The sequence below is a fragment of the Actinacidiphila sp. bgisy167 genome (assembly GCF_965342175.1).
In the GTDB taxonomy this organism is placed as follows: Bacteria; Actinomycetota; Actinomycetes; order Streptomycetales; family Streptomycetaceae; genus Actinacidiphila.
In genome coordinates this window covers 1-13,624 of the sequence record NZ_CBDRBL010000120.1, presented here as the reverse complement: position 1 = coordinate 13,624, position 13,624 = coordinate 1, and the positions used below count along the sequence as shown (strand labels likewise).

At 73.6% G+C, this 13,624-nt stretch carries 12 protein-coding genes and 4 pseudogenes; 7 read left to right on the top strand and 9 right to left on the bottom strand.

Features of this window, described 5'->3' with window-relative positions:
- Positions 1–43 precede the first annotated feature (43 nt).
- Positions 44–427 carry a thioredoxin gene (gene trxA / locus ACRWND_RS28820; protein WP_431954562.1) on the bottom strand — a complete coding sequence of 128 codons (384 nt, stop codon included), beginning with the start codon at positions 425–427 and terminating at the stop codon, positions 44–46.
- 209 nt (positions 428–636) lie between these two features.
- The gene (locus ACRWND_RS28815; protein ID WP_431954560.1) at positions 637–1,089 is read right to left on the bottom strand and encodes a universal stress protein; all 453 of its coding nucleotides are present in this window, start codon (positions 1,087–1,089) and stop codon (positions 637–639) included.
- Between the two features lie 120 nt (positions 1,090–1,209).
- Between ACRWND_RS28815 and ACRWND_RS28810 the strand changes: the two are divergent.
- A pseudogene (locus ACRWND_RS28810) lies at positions 1,210–1,452 on the top strand (citrate/2-methylcitrate synthase); the annotation flags it as partial.
- Between the two features lie 25 nt (positions 1,453–1,477).
- On the opposite strand, the pseudogene ACRWND_RS28805 reads toward ACRWND_RS28810, so the two are convergent.
- From ACRWND_RS28805 to ACRWND_RS28795, 3 genes and pseudogenes are all read right to left on the bottom strand, one after another.
- Positions 1,478–1,993, bottom strand: a pseudogene (locus ACRWND_RS28805) (N-acetyltransferase family protein); the annotation flags it as partial.
- A gap of 30 nt (positions 1,994–2,023) precedes the next feature.
- Positions 2,024–3,115, bottom strand: a complete 1,092-nt coding sequence (locus ACRWND_RS28800) for a hypothetical protein (protein WP_431954558.1) — start codon at positions 3,113–3,115, stop codon at positions 2,024–2,026.
- A 22-nt stretch (positions 3,116–3,137) separates the two neighbouring features.
- Positions 3,138–3,497 (bottom strand): annotated as a pseudogene (locus tag ACRWND_RS28795) (lysylphosphatidylglycerol synthase domain-containing protein); the annotation flags it as partial.
- A gap of 585 nt (positions 3,498–4,082) precedes the next feature.
- Between ACRWND_RS28795 and ACRWND_RS28790 the strand changes: the two are divergent.
- From ACRWND_RS28790 to pspAB, 3 genes are all read left to right on the top strand, one after another.
- Positions 4,083–5,045, top strand: a complete 963-nt coding sequence (locus tag ACRWND_RS28790; protein ID WP_431954556.1) for a quinone oxidoreductase family protein — start codon at positions 4,083–4,085, stop codon at positions 5,043–5,045.
- A gap of 104 nt (positions 5,046–5,149) precedes the next feature.
- Positions 5,150–6,052, top strand: a complete 903-nt coding sequence (gene htpX / locus ACRWND_RS28785) for a zinc metalloprotease HtpX (RefSeq protein ID WP_431954554.1) — start codon at positions 5,150–5,152, stop codon at positions 6,050–6,052.
- The gene (gene pspAB / locus ACRWND_RS28780; protein ID WP_431954552.1) at positions 6,052–6,636 is read left to right on the top strand and encodes a PspA-associated protein PspAB; all 585 of its coding nucleotides are present in this window, start codon (positions 6,052–6,054) and stop codon (positions 6,634–6,636) included. Before htpX ends, pspAB begins: the two co-directional genes overlap by 1 nt.
- A 56-nt stretch (positions 6,637–6,692) precedes the next feature.
- Here the strand turns inward: pspAB and ACRWND_RS28775 are convergent.
- The 3 genes and pseudogenes from ACRWND_RS28775 to ACRWND_RS28765 form a co-directional block, all read right to left on the bottom strand.
- Positions 6,693–7,023, bottom strand: a pseudogene (locus tag ACRWND_RS28775) (DUF952 domain-containing protein).
- A gap of 112 nt (positions 7,024–7,135) precedes the next feature.
- Positions 7,136–8,380 carry a phosphodiester glycosidase family protein gene (locus tag ACRWND_RS28770; RefSeq protein WP_431954550.1) on the bottom strand — a complete coding sequence of 415 codons (1,245 nt, stop codon included), beginning with the start codon at positions 8,378–8,380 and terminating at the stop codon, positions 7,136–7,138.
- Positions 8,381–8,618: 238 nt separating this feature from the next.
- Positions 8,619–9,032, bottom strand: a complete 414-nt coding sequence (locus tag ACRWND_RS28765) for a PaaI family thioesterase (RefSeq protein ID WP_431954548.1) — start codon at positions 9,030–9,032, stop codon at positions 8,619–8,621.
- A gap of 420 nt (positions 9,033–9,452) precedes the next feature.
- Between ACRWND_RS28765 and ACRWND_RS28760 the strand changes: the two genes are divergently transcribed.
- Positions 9,453–10,325 (top strand): SRPBCC family protein, encoded by an 873-nt coding sequence (locus ACRWND_RS28760; protein WP_431954546.1) that lies wholly within the window; start codon positions 9,453–9,455, stop codon positions 10,323–10,325.
- A 45-nt stretch (positions 10,326–10,370) separates the two neighbouring features.
- On the opposite strand, the gene ACRWND_RS28755 is transcribed toward ACRWND_RS28760, so the two are convergent.
- Positions 10,371–11,195: a helix-turn-helix domain-containing protein gene (locus ACRWND_RS28755; RefSeq protein ID WP_431954563.1), complete on the bottom strand. Its 825-nt coding sequence runs from the start codon at positions 11,193–11,195 to the stop codon at positions 10,371–10,373.
- Between the two features lie 220 nt (positions 11,196–11,415).
- On the opposite strand from ACRWND_RS28755, the gene ACRWND_RS28750 reads away from it, so the two are divergent.
- Both ACRWND_RS28750 and ACRWND_RS28745 read left to right on the top strand, forming a co-directional pair.
- The gene (locus ACRWND_RS28750) at positions 11,416–12,696 is read left to right on the top strand and encodes a VWA domain-containing protein (RefSeq protein ID WP_431954544.1); all 1,281 of its coding nucleotides are present in this window, start codon (positions 11,416–11,418) and stop codon (positions 12,694–12,696) included.
- Positions 12,696–13,592, top strand: coding sequence for a hypothetical protein (locus tag ACRWND_RS28745; RefSeq protein WP_431954542.1), 897 nt, complete (start codon positions 12,696–12,698; stop codon positions 13,590–13,592). The genes ACRWND_RS28750 and ACRWND_RS28745 overlap by 1 nt, the downstream gene beginning before the upstream one ends.
- Positions 13,593–13,624: the final 32 nt, after the last annotated feature.

The window sequence follows — 13,624 nt, the reverse complement described above, 5'->3', positions numbered from 1 at the left end:
CCCCCCCCCCCCCCCCCCCCCCCCGACGGGCGTCTGCCGGACGTCAGGCCTTGGGGGCCTCCTGGTCGGCGCCCTGCTCGGCGATGGACTTGCGGACCTCGTCCATGTCCAGGGCGCGGGCCTGCTGGATCAGGTCCTCGAACGCGGGCGCGGGAAGGGCGCCGGGCTGGGAGAAGATGGCCACCTTGTCACGGATGATCATCAGGGTCGGGATGGACTGGATCTGGAACGCGGCTGCCAGCTCGGGCTGTGCCTCGGTGTCGACCTTGCCGAACACCAGGTCGGTGTTCTTCTCCGCGGCGGCCTCGTAGACGGGGGCGAACATGCGGCACGGACCGCACCAGGACGCCCAGAAGTCGATCAGGACGAAATCGTTGCTGCCCACGACCTCGTCGAAGTTGTCCTTGGTGAGCTCGACAGTGCTCATGTTTCCCTTACCTGCTTCCGGGTGCCGTCGGTCGGGACCCACTGACCGTAACCGAAGGCAGCGCTGTGCTATTCCGAACGCGCCTCCGGCGCGTCCCCCCGTCCACGAGGCCGAGGTGCGCACGAGGTACCGGACCCCGAGCCATGCCGCGGATAGGCGGACCCGCCCACGTCACCGACGGGGCCCGACCGGACGCCACCTACCCGCGCCTACGGGACGACCGTCACCGGCCAGCGGCCCGCTTTGACCAGCCGTACCGCGACCGAGCCGACGAGCCGGTGCCCCGCCTTCTCGGAGGCGCCGACCACGACCGCGTCGGCCTTGAGCTCGTCCGAGGCCTGGGACAGCCCGGCGAACGCGTCGCCCGCGAAGGTGTGGAACTCCCACCGGAGGGTGGACACCGAGAAGCGTTCGGCGGCCTTCTCTATCTCCGACTTGAGCTGGTCCGCGATCTCGGCCGTCGCCTCTGCGACCGGGGCCCCGAAGGCGGCGCCCGCCGCCAGGACCGGCTGCACATAGACGATGGCCAGCAGCGCGTTCTGGCGCCTCGCCAGACCCGCCGCGTACGCGACGGCGCGCCACGACGAATCCGATCCGTCCAGTCCCGCCACGATCACCTTGGGACCGTCCGTACCCCGCTCGAAAGGCGCCTTGTCGCTCACATCCCGAGCCTATCCGCGCCACTGCCGCGTGCATCGCTGTGGGCGCGGGAAATTCGCGGCGGCGGTTCCGGAAGGCGGCCTGAGCCGGGTGACGGCCAATCTGGCCGGCCGTCACCCGGCGTCGAGGCGATCCTCGCCGAGCTGAAGCCCGGCCGCGAACTCCACACCAACGTCGAGTTCTACGCGGGCGTCGTCATGGAGTTGTGCGGCCTGCCGCGCGAGATGTTCACCCCCACCTTCGCCTGCGCCCGCGTCGTGGGCTGGTGCGCCAACGTCCTGGAGCAGGCCGAGGACAGCAAGATCATCCGCCCGGCGGCCCGCTACGTCGGCCCGGTGCCGCCCCAGCCGGTGCCCGCCGCGTGACGCCGGGGACCGTCGCGCGCACCGGTCAGCGCACCGCGGGGCGCTCCATCAGGATGTAGTCGCCGTCCTCGCCCGTGCGGCGGTAGCCCGCGCCTTCGTACAGGTGGAGTGCCGGGTTGGCGCGGTGGACGCCGAGCGTCAGCGTGTCATGGCCGGCCGCGCGGGCCTGTGCGGCGAAGGCGTCGAGGAGAAGGCGGCCGAAGCCCCGGCGTCGTAGCGCGGGTGCCACGTGGACGCCGATCAGCATCGCCCTTCCGTCCGAGGGCATCCACATCGCCGAGCCGCCTGGTTCGCTGTCGACGTCGAGGACCAGGGTGCGGTCCAGGCAGTCCACCCACAGGGCGAGGTTGCGGTCGATCGCGCCGGTCCAGGCAGCCTCGGCGGCCGGTTCGACGGTACGGATGTAGTCGCGCTCCCACCGGAGCACATACGGCAGGTCCGCGGGTCGCGCGGGGCGGGTGACGGCCGTCGGCCGGGGGCTGCTGAGCATGCCGGACACCGTAACGCCCCCGCCCCGGCGGCCGGCGCGGGCCCTCCGCCGCGCGGTGCGCCGCGGGCGGCCGGCGGGCCCCTAACGCCCGGCCATCGGCTTGCGGTCGACCGGTGTGATGGGCGTCAGTGTCTCCTCCTGGGTGCGGCGGGGGCCCGACCAGGGGGCCGGGACCGCGTCGAAGAGGTAGGCGAACCGGTACGCCAGGTCCTCGTAGTTGACCCGCCAGCCGCGGAAGTGCGGCCACGCCTCCTCCGGGGTGCGCTCCAGAGGGTAGCCGTTGGCCGCGGCGTGGGCGACGGCGGCGGCGAACTCCTGGTACGGCAGCCGGATGGTCGCGTCCGGAGAGGGGTCGGTGTCGTACGGGATCCGCCAGATCGCGGCGATGTCGCGCAGGCAGACGTAGCCCGCCCGCAGGGCCAGCCGGGCCTCGGCCTGCGGGCGGCCGGGGTTGAGGGCGAGCTGCATGGCGGCGGCGTCCATGACCGCGAGCAGCGCGATCAGCCAGCTGCGGTCGGGCTGCGGGGAGCGGAACCGGCTGAGCACCGTGTAGCTGGTGTGGCTCTCGCTCACCTCGGCCGCCCACCGCTCCCAGCTGCGGAACAGCTCGGTGAGGCTGTCCGTGAGCCCGATCTGGGCGTACCGGGCGAGGATCTCCGGCCCCCATGGCGGGTTGCCCGCCCGGGCCTGCAGCAGGGTCACCTCCGCCTCGCGGCGGGAGTAGGCGGCGTACAGGGTCGGGAGGTAGCCGATCTGCAGGCCGATGGTGATCGGGCCGGTCGCCGCGGCGACGAAGTCGATGACCGTGAGGTCGACGTGGCGGCTGCTGGCGAAGCCCAGAGTGAACAGCGACGAACCGGCCTCTCGCAGCGCGTCGACCGGGTCCAGGTCGCTGACCGCGGACTGCAGCATGGCGTAGCCCGCCCAGAACGCGACCAGCCAGCCGATCAGGTTGGCGAGGATGGCCACCGCGGCCACCGGGGCGAGGACGCGGTCCTTGGCCTCGGGCGTGCGGCAGCGGTCGGCGACGAACTGGAAGGGCAGATGGACCGCCGCGTGCGCGATGCGGGTGAAGCTCGACCAGGTCGGCCGTGGGATCACCAAGGTACGCAGCACCGAGGAGAAGGTCCCGGCGACGACCAGTGCGCCGACAAGACCGGTCAGGACCCGCACGGGAGTTCCCTTTCCGGACGGATCACAGCACCCGCCGGCGGACCAGCGCGGCCAGCACCAGCACACCCTGGGAGCAGAGCAACCATACGGTGACGATGCGGTACGCCGGCACCGCGGAGGTCGCCGCCACTCCGGTGGCGCCCGCGGTGACCGGTGCCAGGACCAGCGCCACGTCCAGCGAGCCGGGCCCGCCCGGGGTCGGCGTCAGCGCCGCCGCCGCGCTGCCCGCGGGGTACGCCGCGGCCACGTGCGCGGTCGGCACCGGCGTGTGCGGTGAGCGCACGACGGCGACCGGGACCGCGGCGTGCGTCATCGGGAAGGCGAAGGAGCCGGCCCGCAACCCCGCCGCCCGCGCCGAACGGCTGCGCACCGCGCCGGACGTCGGTGGAGGCCGTGCCGAGGAACGAGCGGACCGTGCGCCGTACGTCGCGCACCGAGAGCAGGACGGCCAGGACCAGGCGGAGCGCCGCCCCGGCCGCCGGCGCCAGGGTGAGCCCGGGCCGCCCGGGTACGACCCTGCGCGTGTCGAGGGCGTGCGGGAAGGCCGCGGGCAAGGCGGCGAGCAGCCCGACCCGCACCGCGCGGGCCGCCGGCGCCCGCGCGGTCAGCGCGGCCGCGGAACCGCCGGGGGACAGACCGCAGCGCAGCAGGAAACGCAGGTTGACGGCGTTGTCGTCGACGCCCCCGGGAGGACGTGGTGGGCCGCCGAGTCGGCCAACCGGGTGGCAGGCAGGCGCCCCGCGGGCAGTGGCACGGTGCCCTGCCGCGCGGCCGCCGACCATGGGCGCCGTCTCCTCGCGGTGATGCCGGACGAGGGACGCAGGAAGGCGAGAGGCGGCGGGCGGTTCTCGGTGCTCGGTGCGCACCCGTTCTTCCGGCGCTCCGCGGAAGGTTGCATACCGACTGGTCGGTGGTGTGGATATCGTGGCCCGGGACGACGCAGGCACCTTAAGCGGAGGGAGTCGCCGTGCGCGCGATCCAGATCACCGAGTTCGGCGGGCCGGAAGTGCTGCGGCAGGTCGAGCTGCCCGCACCCGTGCCCGGGCCGGGGCAGCTGCTGGTCGAGGTCTCCTCCGCGGGCGTCAACTACGCCGACACACACCTGGTGGAGAACTCCTACCTCGCCAAGGCCGCACTGCCCCTCGTGCCCGGTGCCGAGGTGGTCGGCCGCACCGACGACGGCCGCCGCGTCGTCGCCCTGACCGACAACGGCGGCTACGCCGAGCAGGCCGTCGTCGAGGCGCACCTCGCCCACGACGTGCCCGAGGGCGTCACCGACGGCCAGGCGCTCGCCCTGGTCGTCCAGGGCCTCACCGCCTGGCACCTGCTGCGTACCTCCGCCCGCATGGCCGCGGGCGAGTCGGTGGTCGTGCACGCGGCCGCCGGCGGCACCGGCTCGCTCGCGGTACAGCTCGCCAGGGAGTTCGGCGCGGGACGGATCATCGCCACGGCCTCCTCCAAGGAGAAGCGCGACCTGGCGCTGGAGCTCGGAGCCGACGTCGCGATCGACGCGGATCCGGTGGACGCGGCAGGGCTGAAGGACCGGCTCGTCGAGGCCAACGGCGGCAGGAAGGTCGACATCGTGCTGGAGATGACCGGTGGCCCGGTCTTCGACGCTTCGCTGGCCGCGCTCGCCCCGTTCGGCCGCCTGGTGACCTACGGACTGGCCTCCCGCGTCCCCCCGACCCCGGTGCAGGCGGCGCAGCTGATGGGCCGCTCCCGCGCCGTCGTCGGCTTCTGGCTGATGCACTGCCTGGGGCGCCCCGGCATGTACCACGAGCCGATGGCCGAGCTGCTGGCGATGACCGCCGACGGCCGGCTGAGGCCGCAGGAGGGCGGCAGCTACCCGCTGTCCGAGGCCGCCCGGGCCCACCGGGACCTGCGGGCCCGGCGTACTTACGGCAAGCTCACCCTCGACCCGGCAGGATGAGTCACCACGGGCAGGCCGCGCCCGCCGTCCGTCTTCGTGCGGAGGCACAATCGATGGCAGAAGCCTGAAAGCCGCGGCGGCGGCCCGGAGCATCGGGAGGGGCCATGGACAGGACCCGCTTCGCCCCCGACCGGGGGCTGACCACCCGCATGGTGGTCACCATGTTCATGATCGGGCTGCTCTACGTCGTCTTCGTGGGCGTCCTGCTCGCCCTGCTGCGCGGTGCCTGGCCACTGATCCTGATCATCGCGGGAGGGCTGTTCATCGCCCAGTTCTGGTTCAGCGACCGCATCGCGGCCTTCAGCATGGGCGCCCGCGAGGTCACACCGGAGCAGGCCCCCGAGCTGCACGGGGTCGTCGACCGGATCTGCGCCCTGGCCGACATGCCCAAGCCCCGCGTCGCCATCGCCGACAGCGACGTCCCCAACGCCTTCGCCACCGGACGCAACGACAAGGCGGCGCTGGTGTGCGCCACCACAGGTCTGCTGCGCCGCCTCGAGCCGGAGGAGCTCGAGGGGGTCATCGCCCACGAGCTGTCGCACGTCGCCCACCGGGACGTCGCCGTCATGACGATCGCCTCCTTCCTGGGCGTCCTCGCCGGGGTCGTCACCCGCATCGGTCTGTGGGGCGGCCTCGGGCGCAGCAGCCGCGACCCCGGCACCGCGATCGCGGTCATCCTCATCCCGCTGGTCAGCGCGCTCGTCTACTGCGTCAGCTTCCTGCTGACCCGGATGCTGTCCCGTTACCGCGAGCTGTCCGCCGACCGCTCCGCCGCGCTCCTCACCGGCAGGCCCTCCGTCCTGGCCTCGGCACTGACCAAGGTCTCCGGCCAGATGGCCCGCATCCCCACCGAGGACCTGCGCAAGGCCGAGCCTTTCAACGCCTTCTACTTCGTGCCCGCCTTCGCCGGCGGCCAGAGCCTGGCGCAGCTGCTGTCCACCCACCCCACCCTGGAGCAGCGGCTGCAGCAGCTCGGCCGGATCTCCCTCGAGCTTGGGCGGCGCTGATGGGGCTCCTGGACGCGCTGCTCGGCCGCAGCAAGCCCGTCAAACCCGACCTCGACCAGCTGTTCGGGCTCCCCTCGGCGGCCGTCACCCTCGAGGCCGCGGCCGGTTTCCGGCCGACCGGGGTGGGCTCGGTGTGCTTCGCCGCGGTGGAGGGCGGCGCCTTCGCCGAGGTGCAGGAGGACGTGCGAGCGCTCCTGGACATGGATACCGGGCAGGGCGACGTCCCCGTGGAGTCGGTACGCGACGCGTACGGATACACCTGGCTCGTCGTCCGGCGTCCTGCGGAGGACCTGCCGTCTCTCGTCGGCGACCTCCACGCCGTCAACTCGGCGCTGGAGGAGCACGGCTTCGGCCCCCAGCTGCTGTGTTCCCTGGTCGGCTTCCGCGATGGTCAAGGGCGCTCCCTGGCGCTGGTCTACCTCTACAAACGCGGGACGTTCTACCCGTTCGCCCCGCTTCCGGGGGAGAAGCGCGACAACGCCCTGGAGCTCCAGGTCAAGGCGCTGCTCGGCAACGACCTGCGGCTCGAGGAGGACCTCTCCCGTTGGTTCCCCGTCTGGGGCGCGCCGGGCCTGGGCGGCTGAGGTCCCCGGCCCTCCGCCGCCCCCTCCGTGCCCGGCAGCCGAAAGTCGAAGACGGCTCACCCCCACGGCTCCACGGCCACCACCGCCTCGACCGGCACGGGCCCGTACAGGTGCGGGAACTCCTCGCCGTCCGGCGGCATCGCCTCGTACCTCAGCGGGACGTCCAGTCGGGCCGGGTCCACGACCACCACCACCAGGTCGTCGGGGCCTCGTAGTCGCCGTACACGAAGGCCGCGACGCGCGGGAGCCGGTCGCGGGTCGAGAAATGGACGAACCCCTCCTGCTCGAGGGTGCGGCCGCGGGTCGACATCACATAACTGCCGGATGTGCCGGCCTCTCCCATAGGGAGCGCTCGGTGAGGTGCAGGACGTTCTCGGATGTGGGCATGGGGTGACGATACGGGCGCATGTGCTTGCGGCGCCGTTCCGGGCGGAGGGCCGCGGCGCGCGCCTGGCGCCGCCGGGCCGGGCGAGGCGTACCGCGGCGAGCGCGGGCATGGTCAGCCGCCGTCGGTGAACACGCCGATGCCGTTGGCGACGAGCCGTTCCGTGCCGCCCGCCGGGTGGTTGCGGACGGTGACTCCAGGTGCGTCGGGGGTGCGTGTGACGAGGGTGGAGGAGCCGCCTCCGTCGAGGTTGACGGCGGCCTGGGCGCCGATACCGGACATCAGGGAGGCGAGTTCGGCGACCGTGAGGCCGGCGCCGGACTCGGCCCTGCCGTCCAGGGCCAGCAGATACACCACATGCCCGTCCTCGCCGTAGCCCGCCGCCGTGCGGGTCGCCGCCACGCCGTCCTCCAGCCCGGCCAGCGGGTAGCCGCCGCGCAGGATCGGACAACCCCCGACGGCGAAGCGGTATTCGCCGCCGTACTCGGAGGCCAGCAGCTGCTGCCGGACGTCCACGGCGTCGCCTGGGCGCAGCGAGCGCAACGCCTCCGCGCCCGCCTCCCGGCCGACGAGGACGACCGTGCCGGGCGGGATCTCGCCCCGCCCCGGGTGCTCGGCGACGTCGGCGACCGCCCCCTCGCTCACCGTGACCTCGTAGGTGTCGTCGCTGCACGGCGCACCCCGCTTGGTGTCGTCGCCGCAGGCCGCGCGGAGCCGGGAGGCGCTGCCCCAGTCCGAGGTGTACGCGCCGACGCCGCCGACGGGGAGCGCGTACTGGTTCAGGCCGCCGAGCGGAACCGTGCCCTCGGGGAGGCCGACGGAGCCGGCGAGCCGGAGGCGGTCGAGCCGGGCCACCTTGTCGGTGCCGATCGCGAGGACGTCCTCGGTCGAGGTGCCGGGCGGCAGCCTGGGCCCGAAACGCTGGCTCAGGGGTACCGCCGACTTCAGGACCCGTCCCGCGGCGATCGCCGGCCCGACCGGGGCACTGGTCGCGGGCACCCCGGGGTGCTGGCTCTCGGTGATGTTGAAGAAGTCGGCGTTGACGCCCCCCACCGCCCCGGCGGCGTCGGCGAGCCGAGAGATCCTGTCGCGTCCGGCGACGACGCCGGGGTGCAGAAGGTCCACCGCGACGCCCGGATCGCGCAGGTCGGCCGTCAGCAGGTGCCCGCGGGCCGTGCCGTGGGCACCCCGGTAGGTGAACGTCCGGTAGTCCACGCCGGGGGCGAGCGCGGTGGTCGCGCCGTAGCGCAGTCCGTCCCCTGCGACCGCGGCGGCGGCGCCGCTCGTGCCGCCGAGCAGGGCGCTCCACGCCAGCACCGCCGAGATCGCCAGGCGTACCCGGCGGGGTCGTCGAGTCACATCGCTCCAGCATGCGTCCGATCACCTGATGAAAGGTCAATCGTTGCCTGGAGTGTCGGTGTTGTCGCACCACCACGCCGTGCTCGGCGGGAACCGACTCGATGCGGTGAACCGCGGAGGGAGGGCGCCGACCGGGCGGAGCCCCGCCGTCCCGGTATCCCGGTCCGCCTTGCTCGTCCCCGACCGCGTTCCCGGCTGTTCCCGGTCGCGTCCCGGGTCGACCGGCCGGCTCGGCCGTTCAGCCAGGGAAGGCGTAGACCGTGGTGGCGTGCGCCGCCGGTTCATCGGCGCCTTCGGGAGTGAGCTCGACATCGATGAACGCCAGCCGTCGGCCCAGCTTGGTGACCCGCGCCGTGACCAGCACATCGGTGCCCATGACCGCCCTCTGGAAGGTCGTGGACTGCTGGACGGTCGTCATGGGCCCGTAGCCGCCGCGGGCCGCCGACACCGCAATGACCGTCGCCGTGTCGGCGGCGGCCATCAGTGCTTGGCCCGACAGCGCGCCGCCCTCCCGGGCCAGCCGGTGCGACCAGGGCAGTCGCAGCACGGCGTGCCGCTCCCCGGTCTCCTCGACGAAGAGCCCCAGTTCCTGCACCCAGGGCGCGAAGTTGTCGGCCAGGACCTTGTCCGCCTCGGCGGTGGTGATCGTCACGGCGGACATTCTGACCCACCGTCGGGGGCGCGCACCAGGGCGCGCTCCGGGCTCGGTCGCACCATGGGCGCGTGCATGCCGTTGCGGCCGTACGGCGGCATACGTACGTTGAAGCTGTGACCGCCCTACCGTGGAAGTGCCGGGGCGCGGCGGCGCGTCCTCGATCCGCTCATGGAGCCCCCGCGTCGTGTCGGCGAGCTCACCGAGCCCCTCTGCCTCGACCGGCCCGTACGCCCGCGCAACCGCGCGCTCTCCGCGCGGCGTGTCGGGTCCGGGTGCGGGCCGACGAGAGGCGCCGGGGTACGCGCCGAGCCCCGGGGAGGCCGGCGCCCGGCTCGCGCCGTCGCGCGGGATCCGGGGCGGCGGTCTGGACGGGCTGGAGCGGAGCCTGGACGCCGTACCCGACGAGATGGAGGAGCCATGACCACCGCCACCGGTGAGACGCTGACCACCGTGGACGGCCGGACCGCGCTGCGGATGGAGCGGCGGCTCGCACATCCGCCGCCGATGGTGTGGCGGGCACTGACCGAGCCCGGGCGCCTGACGCAGTGGTTCCCCTCCGACGTGGAGATGGAGCCGCGCGCGGGCGGCAAGGTGCGCTTCCCCTTCCGGCACGGCGAGGGGGAGGCCACGGAAGGAGAGGTCGCCGAATGGAACCCTCCGCACGTCCTCGCCTACACCTGGGACGACGACGTTCTGCGGTGGGAGCTGGAGCCGGAGTCCCTGGGCACCGTGCTGGTGCTGACCCACACCTTCGCCGACCGCCCCGGCGCCGCCAGTTTCGCGGCCGGGTGGGACGCCTGCATCTCCCGCGTCGACCCCGTTCTCGCCGGTGGGCCCGTACCCGCGCGGGGCGACATGAAGGCGGCCCATGAGCGCTACGTCAAGGAGTTCGGCCTCGACCGTGGCGCCGCGGAGGAACTGCCCGTCGGCTGGAAGGTCCGTTTCGAGCGGCAGCTGACCCAGCCCGCGGCGACCGTGTGGCGCACCCTGCTGGGCGGGGTGTCCGCGCCCGAGGTGGGCGGGCCTGTGCCGCGTGGCTTCGTCGCCGGCGAGTTCGCCGCGGGGCCGGTGAGCGAACTGCGCCCGCAGGAGGTGCTCGCCTACCCGTGGGACCTCCACGGCCGCCACCAGGGCACTGTGCGCTGGGAGCTGACGCGCGGGACCGGGCAGGGGGCGCGGCTGGTGCTCACCCAGACCGGCCTTCCAGAGGTGCCGGCGTCCCTGGCTCTGGATGTCTGGCGGGACCGTGTGGAGAGTCTGGCGGCGAAGTCGGCGGCGATGCCCCGCTGACCGCGGTGCGAGGGAGCATGCGCTCCAGCCGGCGCGGCGCCGGCCTCACAGCCGGTCGCGGGCCTCCTCCAGGAACTTCCGGGTGGGCCCGGCCGGCAGCGCCTGGGCGCTCATCCTGTCCAGTGCCTCCCGGAACTGCGAGACGTCCTCGCGCTCGTCGAGGTAGACGGCGCCGATCAGGCTCTCGGCGTACGCGATGTCCGGCAGCTCCGGCAGCGGGAAGCGGAAGATGTGGAACGGCCCGTACATCGCGGGGTGCGGGCCCGAGGCGAAGGGCATGACCTGGAGCCGCACCTGGGGCATGGCGCACGCCTCGATCAGCCGGTCGATCTGGCCGCGCATCACCTTGGGCCCGCCGACCGGACGGCGCAGCACCGTCTCGTCCACCACGACCCACAGCAGCGGCGGGTCCGCGCGGGTGATCAGCGCCTGCCGCTCCATGCGCAGCGCGACGCCGCGCTCGATCTCCTCCGGCGAGGCGTGCGACCGGCCCGCGCGCAGCACGGCCTCGGCGTACTGCGGGGTCTGCAGCAGCCCGGGAACGTAGTGCGGTTCGTAGGCGCGGATCAGCTCGGCGGAGCCTTCGAGGCTGACGAAGGCGCTGAACCACTCGGGGAGGACATCGCGGAAGCGGTGCCACCAGCCGGGGCGGTTGGCCTCGCGCGCCAGCTCCAGGAAGTTCTCGACCTCGGCGGGATCGGCGACGCCGTAGGTGAGGAGCAGTTTCTCCACGTACGGGATGCGCAGCCCCACCTCGGCCTTCTCGATGCGGCGCACGGTGGCGTGGGTGACGTCCAGGGCCTGCGCAGCCTGCTCATAGGAGAGTCCGGCCCTCTCGCGGAGGTCCTGCAGGCGTCTGCCGAGCACCACCCGCAGAACGGTGGGAGCGCTTGCCGCCCGCGTTTCAGTCACGGTCCCTCTCCTCCAACACCGCTGATCCCGGGTAGTTTGTCATGCGGTCAGGGCGCGGCACAGCAGGATGGCGACGTATCGCACCGTGCGAAATGCGCCATCTCGCCGCTGTCGCACAAAAGTGACGGTTAGTCAGGCAAGTTTGGGTGCAGCGGCGGAACTTCCATAGGATCCGCCAATGATCATAAGCAAACGGCTGGCGGCGGGGCTGTGCGGCCTCGCGGCCGCCTTCGCCACCGCGCTCTTCCCGGCCGCGGCGCCGGCCGCCGCGGACGACGGGCCGGAGACGGCGCGCGAGGCCCCCAAGGTCGAGCTGGTGCTCGACGTCAGCGGCTCGATGCGCGCCAACGACATCGACGGCAGGTCCCGCATGTCGGCGGCCAAGCAGGCGTTCAACGAGGTCATCGACGCCGTACCGGACGAGGTGAGGCTCGGCATACGCACCCTCGGCGCCAACTACCCCGGCAAGGACAAGAAGGTCGGCTGCAGGGACACCGAGGCCCTGTACCCGGTCGGCACCGTCGACCGCACCGAGGCCAAGACCGCGGTCGCCACCCTCGTCCCCACCGGATGGACGCCGATCGGTCCCGCCCTGCAGGCCGCGGGCAAGGACCTCGCGGGCGGTGACGGCACCCGCCGCATCGTGCTCATCACCGATGGTGAGGACACCTGTCAGCCGCTCGACCCCTGCGAGGTCGCGCGCGAGCTCGCCGCCGAGGGCACCCACCTGGTCGTCGACACGCTCGGCCTGGTGCCCAACACGAAGATCCGCGAGCAGCTCAGCTGCATCGCCGAGGCCACCGGCGGCACCTACACCGCCGTCGACCACGCCGACCAGCTCTCCGACCGCATCAAGCAACTCGTCGACCGCTCCGCCGACAACGTGGTCGTCACCCCCACCGTGACCCAGGGCGCCGACCGGTGCGCCGACGCCCCGCTGCTCGGCGCCGGCGTCTACAGCGACCGCGAGGCGTTCTCCGAGCACCGCTGGTACCGGGTGAGCGTCACCGACGGCCAGGAGCTGCGCGCCTCCGTCAGTGTGGGCGCCGACCGCGCCGTCAACCGCGACTACGGCGTCCTCGTACGGGCCGTCACCAGCGGCGGCCGGGAACTCGTGCGCGGCTCGGACGCCGGCAGCGGACGCACCGACGTCATCTCCTCCGGACTGCGCTATGCCTGGCCGGAGCGCGACGACGCGGACGCCGCGACCGCCCGCACGGTCTGCGTCGAGGTCAGCAACTCCTTCTCCGCGCCCGACGCCGTCAAGCGCACCCCGGGCCTGCCGCTCGAGCTCGGCATCGACCTGGTCGCCGCGCCCGACGAGCCGTCCGACGTCGCCTCCTTCGGGCTGGGTCGTGGCTGGTGGCTGCTGGCCGTGCTGGTCGTCACCGGCCTGCTCGCCGGTGTGCTGTGGGGCTGGATCTCGCGCTGGCGCGTCGCCGTCTGGAGGGCCAACTGATGCGTACCGTCCGAACGACCCGCCGCGTGGCCGCCGTACTGCTCGCGGGGGCGGCCTTGTTCGCATCCGGAGCGGGCGTGGCCGCCGCCGACGACGCCACGCCCGGCCCGGACGCAAGCGGCACGGCGACCGCCGAGGAGAATGCCCAGCCCGGCACCGGCTTCCGCACCGCGGGGCAACTGCGGCCGGGGGTGCAGACCGTCCCGGCGAGCGCCTCCACCGGCGACTACCTGTACTGGGTGTTCCCCGCAGCGGCGGGCGAGGTGCCCACGGTGTCGGCGACCGTGACCCTGCCGGAGTCCGCGACCCGGCACGGCAGCCAGACCTGGCAGCTCGACGTCTACGACGGCCTGCGCCGCCGCCAGGCGTGCGCCGGTGGGCAGCCGACCAGGACGGCGTCGACGCAGGACGGCCGGCTGGAGCTGAGCTGCCGGCTGCGCACCGTGCGCGCGTGGTCCGAAGCCTGGGCCAACGACCCGCTGCCCGGGGCGTACTACATCCGTCTGACCGTGCTGCGGCTCCCCGACCAGGACCTCGGTCTTCCGGTCCAGGCGCAGGTCGGCACCAGCTCGAAGGACGCGGGCGGCTCGAAGGCCGTCGACGGCGAACTCGCCGCCCCGCTCACCCCCGTCGCCAAGGCCGGAGCGACCCTCGACCCCGACGCTGTGCCGTCCCCCGCGACCACGGAGGACTCCGCCGAGGCTGAGGACGGCGCCGCCGACCCCAGTGCCTCCCCGGCGCCGGCCGGGCTGGCCCAGCCCGAGGACGGCTGGGGCGGCGGCTGGTGGTCCGACCGCTGGATCTGGACCGCGGCCGGGGGCGTGCTCGGCGCCCTCGCGGGCATCGCCGGCTACAGCCTCACCCGTGGGCGGGGACGCGGCCGCCCGGTCGCCTGACCACGGACTCGGCATCGGGGGGGGGGGGGGGG

What these genes read in the sequence shown, in the direction of transcription:
- trxA (WP_431954562.1), bottom strand. Translation starts at nt 427, where the DNA reads ATGAGCACTGTCGAGCTCACCAAGGACAACTTCGACGAGGTCGTGGGC.
- htpX (WP_431954554.1), top strand. Translation starts at nt 5,150, where the DNA reads ATGGACAGGACCCGCTTCGCCCCCGACCGGGGGCTGACCACCCGCATG.
- pspAB (WP_431954552.1), top strand. Translation starts at nt 6,052, where the DNA reads ATGGGGCTCCTGGACGCGCTGCTCGGCCGCAGCAAGCCCGTCAAACCC.
- ACRWND_RS28760 (WP_431954546.1), top strand. Translation starts at nt 9,453, where the DNA reads ATGACCACCGCCACCGGTGAGACGCTGACCACCGTGGACGGCCGGACC.
- ACRWND_RS28750 (WP_431954544.1), top strand. Translation starts at nt 11,416, where the DNA reads ATGATCATAAGCAAACGGCTGGCGGCGGGGCTGTGCGGCCTCGCGGCC.
- ACRWND_RS28745 (WP_431954542.1), top strand. Translation starts at nt 12,696, where the DNA reads ATGCGTACCGTCCGAACGACCCGCCGCGTGGCCGCCGTACTGCTCGCG.